Annotated in this window: 14 protein-coding genes; 10 read left to right on the forward strand and 4 right to left on the reverse strand. The window is 68.7% G+C overall.

Translation table 11 applies throughout. The annotated features are described in order from the left end of the window. Positions 1–20: 20 nt before the first annotated feature. Together PP359_RS01015 and PP359_RS01020 are read left to right on the forward strand one after the other, a co-directional pair. On the forward strand, positions 21–512 hold the full coding sequence (locus tag PP359_RS01015; RefSeq protein ID WP_135949299.1) for an aromatic ring-opening dioxygenase LigA: 492 nt from the start codon (positions 21–23) through the stop codon (positions 510–512). A 75-nt stretch (positions 513–587) separates the two neighbouring features. Further along, entirely contained in the window at positions 588–1,574 is a 987-nt protein-coding gene (locus PP359_RS01020) for a PHP domain-containing protein (RefSeq protein ID WP_499249723.1), read from the forward strand. A gap of 3 nt (positions 1,575–1,577) precedes the next feature. Here PP359_RS01020 and PP359_RS01025 read toward each other — a convergent pair whose 3' ends face one another. From PP359_RS01025 to PP359_RS01035, 3 genes are read right to left on the reverse strand one after another with little or no spacing between them, the layout of a single operon-like run. Beyond that, positions 1,578–2,492 carry a 5'-3' exonuclease gene (locus PP359_RS01025; protein WP_112931642.1) on the reverse strand — a complete coding sequence of 305 codons (915 nt, stop codon included), beginning with the start codon at positions 2,490–2,492 and terminating at the stop codon, positions 1,578–1,580. A gap of 36 nt (positions 2,493–2,528) precedes the next feature. Then, positions 2,529–3,239, reverse strand: a complete 711-nt coding sequence (locus PP359_RS01030) for a hypothetical protein (protein ID WP_499249724.1) — start codon at positions 3,237–3,239, stop codon at positions 2,529–2,531. Positions 3,240–3,274: 35 nt separating this feature from the next. Further along, positions 3,275–3,805 carry a hypothetical protein gene (locus tag PP359_RS01035; protein ID WP_499249725.1) on the reverse strand — a complete coding sequence of 177 codons (531 nt, stop codon included), beginning with the start codon at positions 3,803–3,805 and terminating at the stop codon, positions 3,275–3,277. Between the two features lie 114 nt (positions 3,806–3,919). Between PP359_RS01035 and PP359_RS01040 the strand changes: the two genes are divergently transcribed. The 6 genes from PP359_RS01040 (at position 3,920) to coaE (ending at position 10,639) form a co-directional block, all read left to right on the forward strand. Then, positions 3,920–4,351, forward strand: a complete 432-nt coding sequence (locus PP359_RS01040; RefSeq protein WP_112931639.1) for a YchJ family protein — start codon at positions 3,920–3,922, stop codon at positions 4,349–4,351. A 9-nt stretch (positions 4,352–4,360) separates the two neighbouring features. Next, positions 4,361–5,371: a cation diffusion facilitator family transporter gene (locus PP359_RS01045; RefSeq protein WP_499249726.1), complete on the forward strand. Its 1,011-nt coding sequence runs from the start codon at positions 4,361–4,363 to the stop codon at positions 5,369–5,371. Between the two features lie 216 nt (positions 5,372–5,587). Next, on the forward strand, positions 5,588–7,039 hold the full coding sequence (gene rpsA, locus PP359_RS01050) for a 30S ribosomal protein S1 (protein WP_036287953.1): 1,452 nt from the start codon (positions 5,588–5,590) through the stop codon (positions 7,037–7,039). Positions 7,040–7,143: 104 nt separating this feature from the next. Continuing rightward, on the forward strand, positions 7,144–8,838 hold the full coding sequence (locus PP359_RS01055; protein WP_499249727.1) for a sensor histidine kinase: 1,695 nt from the start codon (positions 7,144–7,146) through the stop codon (positions 8,836–8,838). Further along, positions 8,835–10,034, forward strand: coding sequence for a nucleotidyl cyclase domain-containing protein (locus PP359_RS01060; RefSeq protein WP_112931637.1), 1,200 nt, complete (start codon positions 8,835–8,837; stop codon positions 10,032–10,034). The genes PP359_RS01055 and PP359_RS01060 overlap by 4 nt, the downstream gene beginning before the upstream one ends. A 2-nt stretch (positions 10,035–10,036) precedes the next feature. Continuing rightward, positions 10,037–10,639, forward strand: a complete 603-nt coding sequence (gene coaE, locus PP359_RS01065; RefSeq protein WP_061681625.1) for a dephospho-CoA kinase — start codon at positions 10,037–10,039, stop codon at positions 10,637–10,639. A 9-nt stretch (positions 10,640–10,648) separates the two neighbouring features. Here the strand turns inward: coaE and PP359_RS01070 are convergent, their stop codons facing one another. After that, positions 10,649–11,257, reverse strand: a complete 609-nt coding sequence (locus PP359_RS01070; protein ID WP_499249728.1) for a DUF4126 domain-containing protein — start codon at positions 11,255–11,257, stop codon at positions 10,649–10,651. A 113-nt stretch (positions 11,258–11,370) separates the two neighbouring features. Between PP359_RS01070 and uvrB the strand changes: the two genes are divergently transcribed. Together uvrB and PP359_RS01080 are read left to right on the forward strand one after the other, a co-directional pair. After that, positions 11,371–13,440 carry an excinuclease ABC subunit UvrB gene (gene uvrB / locus PP359_RS01075; protein ID WP_036287941.1) on the forward strand — a complete coding sequence of 690 codons (2,070 nt, stop codon included), beginning with the start codon at positions 11,371–11,373 and terminating at the stop codon, positions 13,438–13,440. Positions 13,441–13,560: 120 nt separating this feature from the next. Further along, entirely contained in the window at positions 13,561–15,135 is a 1,575-nt protein-coding gene (locus PP359_RS01080) for a UDP-N-acetylmuramoyl-L-alanyl-D-glutamate--2,6-diaminopimelate ligase (protein ID WP_499249729.1), read from the forward strand. Positions 15,136–15,142: the final 7 nt, after the last annotated feature.

The raw sequence follows: 15,142 nt of genomic DNA on the forward strand, positions 1-15,142 counted from the left end.
CACCGAAGAGAGGACCCGCCATGTCAGAGAACATCGCCACCGCCGACACCCTTGAACCCCCGCAGAAGAAGGTCGGCTTCGTCAAGATCGCCGGCATTCTCGGCATCCTCGGCGGCATCGCGCTCATCGTGGTGGGTCTGGTCGTCTGGCTCACGGTCTCCAGCCAGCTGCGTGCGGAGAACATCACCGTGCCCGACGATGCGATGGCGTTCCAGGGACAGACCGTCCAGGGCCCGTTCACCGCGTACGTGCAGGCCGACATCATCCAGCACCACGCGCTGAAGGCGTCGGGCGGCAAGACCTACGCCGAGCTCGACAAGGACGACCCGGTGCGCGCGACGATGATGAACGCGTCGTTCCTGCGCGCCTCGCTGTTCACCTCCGTCGTCTCCTTCGGGGTCGCTGCCTTCGCGATGGGCATGGGAATTCTGTCCATCCTCTTCGGCGCGGCTCTCACGCGGCTGGCCTCGGTGCCGGTCGTCGTGCGACGGTCGGCCGTGATCCGGTCCTGACGTCCCGCACCTCGTCCCCCCGGAAACGGGCTCGCGCGCCGCGCGGGCCCGTTTCGCTGTCATGATGGCGTGCAGATGAAGCCGATCGACGCGCTGCGGGAGATCGCGACGCTGCTCGAGCGCGAGCGGGCGTCGCGATACCGCTCTGCCGCCTTCCGCAGGGCGGCGGCAGCGATCGAGGATCTCTCGGACGACGAGCTGCGGGATGACGCGAGCCTCCGCAGGCGCGCGGGCATCGGGGACTCGTCGTTCCGAGTGATCCAGGAGGCGCTGGCTGGCGAGGTGCCCGCCTATCTCGCGGAGCTGCGTGACCGATTCGCCCCTGCACGTTCGACGCTGCGAGCGAAGCTTCGCGGCGACCTGCACTGTCACTCGAACTGGTCGGACGGCACGACCTCGATCGGCGAGATGGTCGACGCGGGGCGCGCCCTCGGTCACGAATACCTCGCGCTGACGGATCACTCGCCGCGTCTGCGCGTGGCCAACGGTCTGAGCGCGCAACGACTGCGTGCGCAGCTCGACGAAGTACCGTCGTTCAGCGACGATCGCTTCACACTGCTCAGCGGTATCGAGGTGGACATCCTCGACGACGGGCGTCTCGATCAGGAGCGGATGCTGCTGGCGCGGCTGGACGTGGTCGTCGCCTCGGTGCACTCGAAGCTGCGAATGGAATCCTCGGCGATGACACGCCGTCTGGTGGCGGCGGTCTCTTCGGGCCAAGCGCACGTGCTCGGCCACGTGACGGGCCGGCTCGTGCGGGGCGAGCGGGGCACCCGGCCGGCTTCCACCTTCGATGCGCGCGCCGTGTTCGCGGCCTGCGCGGCTCATGACGTGGCCGTCGAGATCAACGCACGACCCGAGCGTGAGGATCCGCCGTCGGGGCTCATCGCTCTCGCGCTGGCGGAGGGGTGCCTCTTCTCCCTCGACTCCGATGCGCACGCGCCCGGTCAACTCGGTCTGATCGATGAGGGGGCGGCGCGTGCGGATCGAACCGGCGTTCCGCCGGAGCGGATCATCACCACGTGGCCGCTGGACCGCTTGCGCGATTGGCTCGCGCGCTGATCGTCAGGCGCGGGCGGTGATGGCGGCGATCGCGCGGGCGAGCGGTGCCCCGAGGTTCCACTCGGCATCCAGCCGGGCGGCCGCGTCGGGGTCGGGGGAACGCAGCGGTGCGCCGAGGGCGGGAAGGTCGAGCGTGCGGACGACCTCGACGACCCGCGGGGCGACGGCGAGGTAGTCGGTTGCGGCGACGATCTTCGCCCGAACGCCCGCCGCGAGGCCCCCGCGGGCTGCCTCGGCGATGATGCCGGCGAGGTCGCCGTGACTGGCGAGCAGGGCCGCAGCCGTCTTCTCGCCGATCCCGGCGACGCCGGGCAGCCCGTCCGAGGCGTCACCGCGCAGGACGGCGAAGTCGGAGTACTGGCTGGCCCGCACTCCGTACTTCTCGATGACGGCAGCTTCGTCGAGGACTTCGAGCTTGCTCATGCCGCGTCCGGTGTAGATCACGCGCACCGACCGGGCGTCGTCGACGAGTTGGAACAGGTCGCGGTCGCCCGTCACGACATCGACGGCACCGGCGTGCTGAGTCGCGTAGCTGGCGATGACATCGTCGGCTTCGTGATCGGCTCGACCGACCACGGGGATGCCGAGAACTGCCAACTCGTCGCGGATGACAGGGATCTGGGCCGTAAGCGGATCGGGGACCTCTTCGATGTCGGTGTCGTCGGCGACGACCTCGGCGACGCGGTGGGTCTTGTACGTGGGGATGAGATCGACCCGCCACTGCGGACGCCAGTCGTCATCCCAACAGGCGATCACGTGGGTCGGCTCGTAGGTCGACACGAGCTTGGCGATCATGTCGAGCAGTCCGCGTGCTGCGTTGACCGAGGTGCCGTCGGGCGCTGTGACCGTGTCCGGCACGCCGTAGAACGCACGGAAATAGAGGGACGCGGTGTCGAGGAGCATCAGGCGATCGGCCACGCGCTCATCCTGTCACGACGGTGCGACGGCGCGGGGTCAGCAGCCGGGCCCGCGCGGATTCTCGAGACAGGTCTTGTCGACCAGGGCGGTCTTGACGTCGACGATCTGCAGCGTCGTCGTGCCGGCGGGGATGTCGAGGAGGCCGGGCACATCGATCCATCCGTTGCCGAAGTTGGCCTGCGCCGCATAGCGCACGGTCGCCGACGCCGTGTAGGTGCCGCGTGCGGCATAGGCGTGGCTGGTGTCGGTGGCGCTGAACTGCGCGCGTCCGAGCGCGGCCCAGGTCCGGCCGCCCGTGGGGCTGTCGCGCGACGTGCCGTCGCCGTAGATGAAGCGGTACGACGTCGGCGTGAAGCGGACCGTGACCGGAAGATCGAAGAGCGTCCCCGCCTGTTCATGGACTCCGGCCGTCGCGACGAAGTTCATCGGCATGCCGACGATGCCGACCCCATCGGGTTCGTCGACGAAGGGTGCGGATGCCGGAGCGAACGACGCCACGTCGCTGAGGGTCGGCTGCAGCACCACGACCGAGTAATTGCCCCGGCACAGGCTGTCGGTGCACGCGGGCGGCGGTGGCGCCGGCGCGGCCTCGGCATCGCCGCCATCGCCGCGGGAACCCCCGGAACCGCCAGATCCGCCCGGCCGCGTCGCGCCGATCTCGACCGATGACCCGGTGTTGGAGATCGAGCAGTTGCCGAGTGCTTGATCAATTGCTGAGCACGTCCGCGCCTGGGGAGCAACGATCATGTCTATAAGGAGAAGCGTTGCAAAGGTCGCCACGCCTAACATGCGTCCCCCTCGCTGCGTGGTTGAGTATCTGTGATCACCAGTGCGGTGGGGGTCTGCGCGCGCGGTTCAAATGTGAGTCTCAGGGGCACAATGTCAGCCATAGTCGTGTCGCCCTGCGGCGTGCCCGTGACATCCGTGACTCTTACGCTCGAGACGTCGAGGCAGGCGTCAAGCGTCATCGTCCCACTTTCCGCATCCTGCGTGAAAGCACTTAGCTTCACCACCCGGAAACTGCCCTCGATCGCCAGGCCAGCTCTGCTGTTCTCCTCGAAACTCCTCTGGTCGGCTTCTCGGAGTGCGCCGGCGGTCCACGCATAGACGTCTTCAAAAGTTGCGGGATCGGAGAAGGACACTTTGTTTAGGGCGTCGACGTAGGCGCGGTAGGTCGCCTCGGCGGCGGCGAAGGCCTCGGCATCCGAGGAGAACGTCGAGGAGCTGGAGCTCGGCGCGGGCGACGGCGTGCTCTGCGGTGTGCATCCGACGATGCTCCCGGCCAGCGCGAACGCCACCACTGCCGACAGCACGTGTCTTCGCCTCGTCATGTCCCTCACGGTAGCCACCGCGCCGTGCGCTCACCGCGGTTCTCCACAGTCGCACACTCGGCGCGCGCGAGCGTGGGCGCGACGTAGAGTCGGGGAATGTCCTTCGGCGCCGCCTCCCCACCACGAGGCCGCCGTCCGGCTGCGGCATCGCCGTGCCCGTGCGGGAGCGGCGGCGCGTTCGCCGCATGCTGCGGTCCTGTTCTCGACGGTGTCGCGGCCGCGACGGCGGAGAAGCTCATGCGCTCACGGTTCACGGCGTTCGCGCTGGGCGACGCCTCTCATCTTCTGGCGTCGTGGCACCCGGCCACCCGCCCCGATCGACTGGAGCTCGACGACGACCTGTGCTGGGAGCGCCTCGATATCGATGAGACCCACGGAGGGGCGGACGACGTCCGCGCCACCGTCGCGTTCCGGGCCGCGTGGCGGGAGCGCGGCACGGGCGCACGCGGCGTCCTCGCCGAACGGAGCCGCTTCCGTCGTCTCGACGGTCGCTGGCTGTACGTCGACGGCGTCGTCGACCCCGCGTAGCGTGTGAGCATGGCGCCCTCCCGATCGTCCCGCCGCGCGGCGCTCCCTGCGCCGGACGGCGCAGCCGGCGATGCGGAGTCGCTGCTGACGGTTCTCGTCGCGCTCGGCGCGAACCTCCTCATCGCCGTCGCGAAGACCGTCGCGGCGATGCTCACCGGTGCGGCGAGCATGCTCGCCGAGGCCGCGCACTCGTGGGCGGACACCGGCAACGAGATCTTCCTCTTCGTCGCGACCCGCCGGTCGGCGCGTCCGCGCGATGCGCGGCATCCCACCGGGTACGGACGGGAAGCGTACGTGTGGTCGCTCTTCGCGGCGTTCGGTCTGTTCGCCGTCGGCGCCGGCGTCTCGATCATGCACGGGGTGCAGGAGCTGTTCGCGCCTGAGCCGGCCGGTCTGTTCGGCGTCTCCTACGCCGTCCTGGGTGTCGCGTTCGTCCTAGAGGGCGTCTCGTTCCTCCAAGCGCTGCGCCAGTCGCGTCGTCGCGCACGGGAGAGCGCGAAGGACGTGCTCGAGTACGTCATGGACACGTCCGACCCCACGCTGCGTGCGGTCTTCTTCGAGGATGCCGCGGCGCTTATCGGTCTGGCGATCGCCTTCCTCGGCATCCTGCTGCATCAGCTCACCGGATCTGCGGCCCCGGACGCGATCGGATCGATTCTCGTCGGCGTGCTCTTGGCCGTCGTCGCGATCGTGTTGATCCGCCAGAACCGCCGCTTCCTGGTGGGCGTCGCGGTCGAGCCCCGCGTGCGGGCCGCCGCGCTGCAGCGCCTCCTCGAGCAGACCGAGATCGCACAGATCACGTATCTGCACATCGAGTATGTCGGACCGGGGCGGGTGTTCGTGGTCGCCGCCGTCGATCTCGTTGGCGACATCCCCGAGCATGCGGTCGCCGCTCAGCTGAACGCCGTCGAAGACCGACTCGCCGCGAGCCCCCGCGTCGCGTGGGCGGTGCTCACGCTCTCACGGCCGGGGGCTCCGGCGTTGGATCCGGCCGACCCCGCCGATCCGCTGCGGGGGTAGGCGACGGGCCCGCCGCCGCGCGGGATGCCCCCGACGACGAGCCGGTGATTCTGATACCCTGGAGTGTCATTCGTGTGGCGCCACGCCGCGCGCTCATGGCACGCAATCCCTGACCGACCGCTCCGGCGGGGCATTCGTTCGTCTTCGTCCGTCTGCCGCTGCGCGATCATCTCGCGCCGGAGCCCGATATCCAACCCAACAAGGACAACCCACTACATGACTACCGCAACGACCGCCCCGGCCACCAAGCAGGTCGCCATCAACGACATCGGATCTGCTGAGGACTTCCTGGCCGCGGTCGAGAAGACCCTCAAGTTCTTCAACGACGGCGACCTCATCGAAGGCACCGTGGTGAAGATCGACCGCGACGAGGTCCTCCTCGACGTCGGGTACAAGACCGAGGGCGTCATCCCCTCGCGCGAGCTCTCCATCAAGCACGACGTCGACCCCAACGAGGTCGTCAAGGTCGGCGACGAGGTCGAAGCCCTCGTTCTCCAGAAGGAGGACAAGGAAGGACGCCTCATCCTCTCCAAGAAGCGCGCGCAGTACGAGCGTGCCTGGGGTGACGTCGAGAAGATCAAGGAGAACGACGGTGTCGTCACCGGTTCCGTGATCGAGGTCGTCAAGGGTGGTCTCATCGTCGACATCGGCCTGCGTGGCTTCCTGCCCGCATCGCTCATCGAGCTGCGCCGCGTCCGCGACCTCACGCCGTACCTCGGCCAGGAGATCGAGGCCAAGATCCTCGAGCTCGACAAGAACCGCAACAACGTCGTTCTCTCGCGCCGCGCCCTGCTCGAGCAGACGCAGTCCGAGTCGCGCACCACGTTCCTCAACAACCTGCACAAGGGCCAGGTCCGCAAGGGCGTCGTCTCGTCGATCGTCAACTTCGGTGCGTTCGTCGACCTCGGCGGCGTCGACGGTCTCGTCCACGTCTCGGAGCTGTCCTGGAAGCACATCGAGCACGCCTCCGAGGTCGTCGAGGTGGGCCAGGAGGTCACCGTCGAGATCCTCGAGGTCGACCTCGACCGCGAGCGCGTCTCCCTGTCGCTGAAGGCGACGCAGGAGGACCCGTGGCAGGTCTTCGCCCGCACGCACGCGATCGGTCAGGTCGCGCCGGGCAAGGTCACCAAGCTGGTTCCGTTCGGTGCCTTCGTCCGCGTCGCGGACGGCATCGAGGGTCTCGTGCACATCTCCGAGCTGTCGGGTAAGCACGTCGAGCTCGCCGAGCAGGTCGTGTCGGTCGGCGAGGAAGTCTTCGTCAAGATCATCGACATCGACCTCGAGCGTCGTCGCATCTCGCTCTCGCTCAAGCAGGCGAACGAGTCGGTCGACCCCAACGGCACCGAGTTCGACCCGGCGCTGTACGGCATGGCGACCGAGTACGACGAGAACGGCGAGTACAAGTACCCCGAGGGCTTCGACCCCGAGTCGGGTGCCTGGCTCGAGGGCTTCGACGCTCAGCGCGAGAAGTGGGAGCAGGAGTACGCCGCTGCCCAGGCTCGCTGGGAGGCGCACAAGCTCGCCGTCGCCAAGACGCTCGAGGCCGAGGCCGCCGCTCCGATCGAGACCGGCGCGTCGTCGTTCTCGTCCGACTCCTCGAACGGCGGCGGAACCCTCGCCGACGACGAGGCTCTCGCGGCTCTCCGCGAGAAGCTGTCGGGCCGCTGAGCCGCACCGCGTTCGCACAGGGCCGTCGCCCCGGATCCGTCCGGGCGGCGGCCCTGTGCCGTCACCTCCTGCCGTCGCGGGCTCCCCGGCTGTAACGTCGTCCCATGGCGAGCCCCCCGAGCCCCACCGCGCCCGCAGACGGCCGCATCCGCGGCCAGCTGCGCGACCGCGCCGCGGCCAGCAATCAGCTCGTGCTGTGCGCCGTGGTCGGCGTGCTGTTCTTCATCGGCATCGCCACGGCATCCCTCACCGACGGCGGCCTCTTCGGCATCGCGGTGCTGCTCGTCGTCCTCGGGGGAGTGGCGGGCCTCGCAGTGCCCTGGTCCCGCTTGCCGCTGTACGCGGTGACCGTCATCCCGATTGTCGACATCGTGGCGATCGCCCTGATGCGCATCGCCGAGCCGAACGCCGCGTTCGGGTTGCTGTGGGTGTTTCCGGCGATGTGGCTGTCGGCCATCGGGCGGGCGGGGTTCGCGATCTCGGTGGTCGGCATCCCGCTCACATACTGGTTCATCCTCGCGACCGGCGCGTCGCCGGCGGGGACGTACGCGGTGGTCCTCCTTCCGGTGGTCATCATCGCCGTCGGCGCTGCCAGCCACACGTCCTCCCGTCGCTTCCGCGCGCAACGGATGCTGCTGGACCGTCAGGCGGTGCGCGTGTCGGCGGCGCACCGCGAGGCGCTGCGTCAGGAGCAGCTGGTCAGCGAGGTGCTCGACACGGTCGACTTCGGAGTCATCCGCCTCTCCGCCGCGGGTGAGGTCGTCCTCGAGAACGATGCGCTCCTCCGCTTCGGCCGCATCCCCGGATTCCTTCCCGGCAGCGGCGGTGAGGATGCCGTCACCGACGAGAAGCTGGTACCGCTCGATCCTCAGCAGCATCCGCTGGTGCGTCTGCAGCGCCACGAGTCGTTCGACGACGTCGTCCTGTGGTTCGCGCTCGCGGACGGCCGCCGACGCGCGTTCGCCTTCGCCGGGCGCCATCTCACCGATCACAACGGAGCCCCGGCCGGAGCGCTGCTGATCGTCCGCGACATCACGGCGGAGCGGGACGCGCAGCGGGTGCGCGACGACCTCGTCGCCTCGATCTCCCACGAGCTTCGCACCCCGCTGACGTCGATCCTCGGGTATCTTGAGCTGGCGCTCGACGGCGGTGGGCTCTCGGATGACGCTCGCAGACAGGTCGACACCGCGTACCGCAACAGCGAGCGGCTGCTGGGGATCGTCACCGACATCCTGTCGGCGTCGTCGCGGTCGGGGTCGTCGATCGATACGCGCCTACACCCTCGCGTCGTCGACATGACCGAGATCGTGCGCGCTGCAGCGGCAGGGCTCGAGCCGGTCGCAGAGGGGCGCTTCGTCGACCTTCGCGTGGAGGAGTCGGGCGCGGCCGAGGCGTACGCCGATCCGGCCCGCATCCGACAGGTGGTCGACAATCTGGTGGCGAACGCGGTGAAGTTCAATCGCGACGGTGGCCGGGTGACGGCATCCACCTCGACCGACGGCGTTCACACGACGGTTCGGGTCGCCGACACCGGTATCGGCATGGCCCCCGATGCGGCCGCGAGAGTGTTCGAGCGGTTCTTCCGAGCCGTGCCGTCTGTGCCGGGCAACGGTTTGGGGTTGACGATCACACGTGATCTGGTCGCCGCTCATGGCGGATCCATCGCCGTCGAATCGACCGCGGGGGAGGGCAGCGTCTTCACCGTCGTGCTGCCGGCGACCCGCGAGGTCTTCGACCGGGAGGCATCCACCGGACTCCCGCCCGGATCGGCCGAGCTCACCGACAAGGACGGGGCATGAATCTCGATCTGTTCAGCGTCACGGTCATGACGGCCATCGTGGCGTCAGTCGCCAGTCTGACCTTCATCATCGACACCCTGCTGCGCCGCGATACCGGCCCCGGACGGCTGTGGGCGGTGGCGTTCTTCTGCGGACTGGCGACAACGCTCGCCTACATGGCGTGGTCTGCGGGTGTAGGCGGTGCGGTCTCGGTCGCGGTCGGCAACGCCCTGTTCGTCTCGGTGCCGGGATTCATGCTTCTGGGATGCCGACGGTTCAACGACCGCTCCGTCCTCGTCTCGTCGGTGGCGGTCGGGACGCTTGCGGTCATCACCTTCGTCGCCGCGCTCATCGAGTACCCGACGCGGGGCAGCTGGGGTGGATGGTGGGCGATGGCGGCATCGCTCGTGGTGTTCTTCGGAGCCGGTGCCGCCGAATCGCTGCGCAGCCCGATGCGCGGACTGCGCAGCGCCTGGGCCTTGTCGACCGTGCTCGCGGCCGCGGGGGTGTTCTACGCCGTGCGCCTTGTCGTCTTCGTGACGCTCGGGCCGCAGAGCGAGCTGTTCTCGCGGTGGCTCGGCTCCATCAGTGCGAACATCGTCACGGTGATCCTGACGATGGTGGCGGCGATCGTCATGTCGGTGCTGCGCTCGCAGCGCACGACGCGGCAGCGCTACGAGTGGCTGACCTCCAATGGTGTCGCCGCCGACGGTGTCATGCTGCCGCGTACCTTCGCCGGAGCCCTCGCCGACATCGTGGAGCGAGCCTCGTGGCGGCAGGAGGGCATCGCCGTCATCGTGCTTCGTGCAGATGGGCTCGACGAGATCGGCGACGCCTTCGGCGGTGACGTGGTCGATACGATCTCGGCCGCCTGCCGTCATGCGGCTCGATCCTTCGCGCCGGCCGCGGCTCTGGTCGGCGAGGACGGGGACGGACAGCTCGTCATCTGCACTCTCGCCGAATCGACCGCCGATGCTCGCCGCGTCGGCAGCGCGCTGTTCCGGGGCGCCATCGACGAGCTCACCGCGGTCGCTCACGGCCGTCTCGCGTCGGTGGGCGTCGGAGTGGGACTCACCTCGTCGCTCGGGTACGACCCGGGAATCCTCATGAGTGCTGCGCGCTCGGCGGCTCTGCGCGCGGCGCGTATCGCAGAGGCCTCCGTCTTCGTGGCGCCGCCGTCGACGGCTCCGGCCGACGCCGACGTGGCATCCTCGTAGGCATGCCCCTTCTCGCGCTCACCGGTGGCATCGCCTCCGGCAAATCGACCATCGCGCGCCTCCTCGCCCAGCACGGTGCGGTCATCGTCGATGCCGACGCCATCGTCCGCGAGCTGCAGGCTCCCGGGTCTCCGGTGCTCGACCAGATCGCCGCCGCGTTCGGTCCGGGGGTGATCGCCGGTGACGGCAACCTCGACCGCGCAGCGCTGGGAGCGGTCGTCTTCTCCGACGACGACGCCCGTCGCCGCCTCAACGCCCTCATCCATCCGGCCGTGGCGGCAGAGTCGGGCCGGCGCTTCGCCGCGGCCTTCGCCGCCGATCCCGATGCGGTCGTCGTCTACGACGTGCCGCTGCTGGTCGAGGCGCGGGCCGACGACCCGTGGGATCTGATCGTCGTGGCGCACGCCCCGGCATCCCTGCGCGAGGAGCGCCTCGTCGCGCTGCGCGGGCTCACCCTCGCCGATGCCCGCGCGCGGCTGGCGTCGCAGGTCGACGATGACACGCGGTTGGCCGTCGCCGACGTCATCATCGACACAGCCGGGTCGCTGGCCGAGACCAGTGCGCAGGTCGAGGCGCTGTGGAGGCGCTTGCACCCCTCGCGCTGAGATACGCGCTCACGGTCGCGGCACGGAGGCGACGGACGTCCATGAGCGGTGGCGGCGTCGACGACGCAGCAGAAGCACGGCCGACACGATGAGGGCGACCACGAGCGCTCCGGCCAGAACGGGCGCGAAGATCGCGGCCACGATGAGTGCTCCCGCCGATACATCCTCCGCCGCCGACAGGACGGGGGCGGCGACGCCCGCGGTGGCGACATTGGCGAGAGGGCGCACCGACGCTTTGAGGGCATGCAGCGCGAGGGCGATCACGACGCCGACGACGATCGGCACCCATGCGGCGCCCGCGAAGAGGCTCGGGTCGTCGACGCGCACCGTCTGCGCGCTCGCACCGGCGCCGAAGGCGATGCCCCCGGATGCCGGGCGCACCACGGTCTGCAGGACGTCGTTCACGGAATCGACCGCGGGGATCTTGTCGGCCACGATCTCCACGACCAGCAGCACACCGGTGATCCAGAGGGCGACGTCGCTGGAAAGCCACGACCAGGAGGCGGGCAGATCGATCACCGGCACGAAACGGTCCAACAGCCCCAGTGCGAACAGCGGCATCCACGCGTTCAGCCCCGCGGCCGCGGCGAGGCCGGACCCGACGAGGAACTCCAGCATGGTTCCACAGTACGGGGCCGAGCGGGCCGAGCGCCTCGGGAGGGCCTGGGCGAACGAGGACGCCGAGGGCGAACGACGCGGCCGATGTCGGAGGCCGAGCCTACGCTGGAGGCATGCAGACCACGCGATCCGTCCGGCCGTTCGAGGTCGTCAGCGAGTATGCGCCCAGCGGTGATCAGCCGCAGGCGATCTCCGAGCTCGCGGCTCGAATCAACGCGGGTGAGACCGACGTCGTCCTGCTCGGCGCGACCGGTACCGGCAAGTCGGCGACGACGGCGTGGCTGATCGAACAGGTACAGCGTCCCACGCTGGTGCTGGCCCACAACAAGACCCTCGCGGCGCAGCTGGCCAACGAGTTCCGTGAGCTGATGCCGCACAACGCCGTCGAGTACTTCGTCAGCTACTACGACTACTACCAGCCCGAGGCTTATGTGCCGCAGACGGACACCTTCATCGAGAAGGACTCGTCCGTCAACGCCGAGGTCGAACGCTTGCGTCACTCGACGACGAACTCGCTGCTGAGCCGTCGCGATGTGGTCGTGGTCAGCACGGTGTCGTGCATCTACGGTCTCGGTGCGCCCGAAGAGTACCTCCGCGCGATGGTCGCCCTGCAGGTGGGCGAGCGGTACGACCGCGATGCCCTCATCCGCAAGTTCATCGCGATGCAGTACAACCGCAACGACGTCGACTTCTCGCGCGGCAACTTCCGTGTGCGCGGCGACACGATCGAGATCATTCCCGTCTACGAGGAGTACGCCGTCCGCATCGAGCTGTTCGGCGACGAGATCGAAGCGCTCTACATGCTCCATCCCCTCACCGGAGACGTCGTCCAGAAGCTCGACAGTGTGCCGATCTTCCCGGCGTCGCACTACGTCGCGGGCACCGACACCGTTCATCGCGCCATTGGCACGATCGAGACCGAGCTGGCCGAGAGGCTGGCGGAGCTGGAGGGCCAGGGCAAGCTGCTGGAGGCACAGCGCCTGCGGATGCGCACGACGTTCGATCTCGAGATGCTGCAGCAGCTCGGTTTCTGCTCCGGCATCGAGAACTACTCCCGACACATGGACGGTCGCGAGCCCGGCGAGCCGCCGCACACGCTGCTCGACTTCTTCCCCGACGACTTCCTGCTCGTCATCGACGAGTCGCACGTCACGGTGCCGCAGATCGGCGCCATGTACGAAGGCGACGCGTCGCGCAAGCGCACGCTGGTCGACCACGGCTTCCGGCTTCCGAGCGCGCTCGACAACCGCCCGCTGCGTTTCGACGAGTTCAAGAACCGCATCGGTCAGACGGTGTATCTGTCCGCGACGCCGGGCCGCTACGAGATGGGTATCGCCGACGGCGTCGTCGAGCAGATCATCCGACCGACGGGTCTGGTCGATCCGCAGATCGTGATCAAGCCTTCCAAGGGGCAGATCGACGACCTGCTGGAGGAGATCCGGGTGCGGGTCGAGCGAGACGAGCGCGTGCTCGTCACCACCCTGACCAAGAAGATGGCCGAAGAGCTGACGGACTTCCTCGGCGAGCACGGTGTGCGCGTGCGATACCTGCACTCCGACGTCGACACGCTGCGTCGCGTCGAGCTGCTCACCGAGCTTCGACAGGGTGTCTACGACGTGCTGGTTGGAATCAACCTGCTGCGTGAGGGGCTCGACCTGCCCGAGGTCTCGCTCGTCGCCATTCTCGACGCCGACAAGGAAGGGTTCCTGCGCAGCGGGACGTCACTGATTCAGACGATCGGTCGAGCGGCGCGAAACGTCTCCGGTGAAGTCCACATGTACGCCGACAACATGACCGACTCGATGCGATCGGCGATCGAGGAGACCGAGCGTCGCCGGGAGAAGCAGATCGCGTACAACACGGCGCACGGCATCGATCCGCAGCCCCTGCGCAAGAAGATCGCCGACATCACCGACGTGCTGGCACGCGAGGCGTCCGATACCAAGGCGCTTCTGGCTCGTGGCGGCGGCTCGGGTCGCGCAGGCTCGCCGACGCCGCGCCTGCGGCGGGAGGGCATCGCGGCAGAGGGTGCCATGCAGCTCGAGGCGACCATCGAGGATCTCTCGCAGCAGATGCTCGCCGCGGCCGGTGAGCTGAAGTTCGAGCTGGCCGCGCGGCTCCGCGACGAGGTGCAGGATCTCAAGAAGGAGCTGCGGGCCATGGTGAATGCCGGCCACGCGTAAGCAGGTCCAGCGCGCCGCACCACCTGAACGACGTGCAGGCGGTGTCGCCGGCAGGGTGGACTCGGGCTTCGCACGGCGATGCTGACAGCCGGGTTCGCACTGTTTTGCTATCGTCGCCGAGTGAGCATCGAGCAGTCCTCCCCGTCGGTTCCTTCGGAGGCCGGAATGGGGGTTGCGCAGCCCGCCGCGAACCGTCCGCAGAACGTCGTTGCTCGCTCACTCGCCGACATCGCCGATCAGGTCGGTGCGTCTCTCGTCGCCGGTGACGCGTTCGTCACGGGTATCGCTCTCAGCGCGGCCTCGACGCAGCCGGGTGATCTGTTCTTCGCCCAGCCGGGGGCCCGGACTCACGGCGCGCGCTATCTTGCCGACGCCGTGGAGGCCGGGGCGGTCGCGGTGCTCACCGACGCCGCCGGCGCCGACATCATCGACGCCACGACAGGACTCTCCGCACTCCCACGGATCGTCGTCGATGGGCACCCCCGTCGGGTGTTGGGTGGGCTCGCCGCCTGGTTCTACGACCAGCCTGCGCGTGCGCTGAAGACGATCGGCATCACGGGCACGCAGGGCAAGACCTCGACGACCTATCTCGTCGATGCAGCGCGTCAGTCCCGGCACACCGGGGTGATCGGCTCGATGGGAACGCGCATCGACGGTGTCGCCGTTCCGTCCACTCTCACCACTCCGGAAGCCCCCCAGATGCACGCGCTGCTGGCGCTCATGCGCGAGCGCGGTGTCGAGGTTGTCTCTTCCGAGGTGTCGAGCCATGCCATCACGATGGGTCGCGTGGAAGGCCTCCGCTTCGACGTCGGCATCTTCCTCAACCTCGGCCACGACCATCGCGACTTCCACGGCACGCAGGAGGCCTATCTGCTGGCCAAGCGCGAGCTGCTGACGCCGACGATGTCCTGTGTCGCGCTGGTGAACGTCGACGACCGGGCCGGGCGGCGCCTGCATGCCGATGCCGACCTGAACACGCAGTCGTTCTCGGTGACGGGTCGCGACGCGCACTGGCGCGCCGTCGACATCGACCTGCGGCTGGACGGCTCCTCGTTCACGGTGATCGGACCCGATGGCCAGACGGAGCGTTTCACCACACCCCTGGTGGGAGAGTTCAACGTCAGCAACATCTTGGCCGCGGTCGCGGCCCTCGACATCGTGGGTCATCCGCTCTCGGCATCCGTGGAGGGGATTGCGAACTTCGCGGGCGTCGAGGGGCGGGTCCAGTTCGTCCCCGTGGATGCCGAGTTCCAGGTCGTCATTGACGCCGGCCACAAGCCCGAGGCGATCAACGCGCTGCTGCGCGCGATGCGGCCTCTGACGCCGGGGCGCATCATCACGGTGATCGGATCCAACGGCAATCGCGATGCGCACAAGCGCCCGCTCATGGGCCGCTTCTCCGCGATGGCCTCGGACATCGTGATCGTCACCGACGACAATCCCGCCGACGAGGACCCCGCGACCATCAGGCGAGCCGTCGTCGCTGGTACGCGCGGCTCGCGCGCAGAGGTCTTCGACGTGGGCGGCCGAGCCGAGGCGATCCACAAGGCCGTCGAACTCGCCCGGGAGGGTGACCTCATCGCCATCGTGGGTAAGGGCGACGAGCGTCACCAGATCATGCGAGACGGCGTGATCGTTCCGCACAGCGACCCCGACGAGGTGGAGTGGGCGCTGCGGCAGCGCACGCGATCATGACGTTCGA

It is taken from the genome of Sphingomonas sp. BLCC-B65, from assembly GCF_028550675.1.
GTDB lineage: Bacteria > Actinomycetota > Actinomycetes > Actinomycetales > Microbacteriaceae > Microbacterium.

Coding starts and splice junctions, on each gene's coding strand:
- coaE (WP_061681625.1), top strand. CDS start 10,037: ATGCCCCTTCTCGCGCTCACCGGTGGCATCGCCTCCGGCAAATCGACC.
- PP359_RS01020 (WP_499249723.1), top strand. CDS start 588: ATGAAGCCGATCGACGCGCTGCGGGAGATCGCGACGCTGCTCGAGCGC.
- PP359_RS01040 (WP_112931639.1), top strand. CDS start 3,920: ATGTCCTTCGGCGCCGCCTCCCCACCACGAGGCCGCCGTCCGGCTGCG.
- PP359_RS01045 (WP_499249726.1), top strand. CDS start 4,361: ATGGCGCCCTCCCGATCGTCCCGCCGCGCGGCGCTCCCTGCGCCGGAC.
- PP359_RS01030 (WP_499249724.1), bottom strand. CDS start 3,239: ATGATCGTTGCTCCCCAGGCGCGGACGTGCTCAGCAATTGATCAAGCA.
- rpsA (WP_036287953.1), top strand. CDS start 5,588: ATGACTACCGCAACGACCGCCCCGGCCACCAAGCAGGTCGCCATCAAC.
- PP359_RS01060 (WP_112931637.1), top strand. CDS start 8,835: ATGAATCTCGATCTGTTCAGCGTCACGGTCATGACGGCCATCGTGGCG.
- PP359_RS01055 (WP_499249727.1), top strand. CDS start 7,144: ATGGCGAGCCCCCCGAGCCCCACCGCGCCCGCAGACGGCCGCATCCGC.
- PP359_RS01070 (WP_499249728.1), bottom strand. CDS start 11,257: ATGCTGGAGTTCCTCGTCGGGTCCGGCCTCGCCGCGGCCGCGGGGCTG.
- uvrB (WP_036287941.1), top strand. CDS start 11,371: ATGCAGACCACGCGATCCGTCCGGCCGTTCGAGGTCGTCAGCGAGTAT.
- PP359_RS01015 (WP_135949299.1), top strand. CDS start 21: ATGTCAGAGAACATCGCCACCGCCGACACCCTTGAACCCCCGCAGAAG.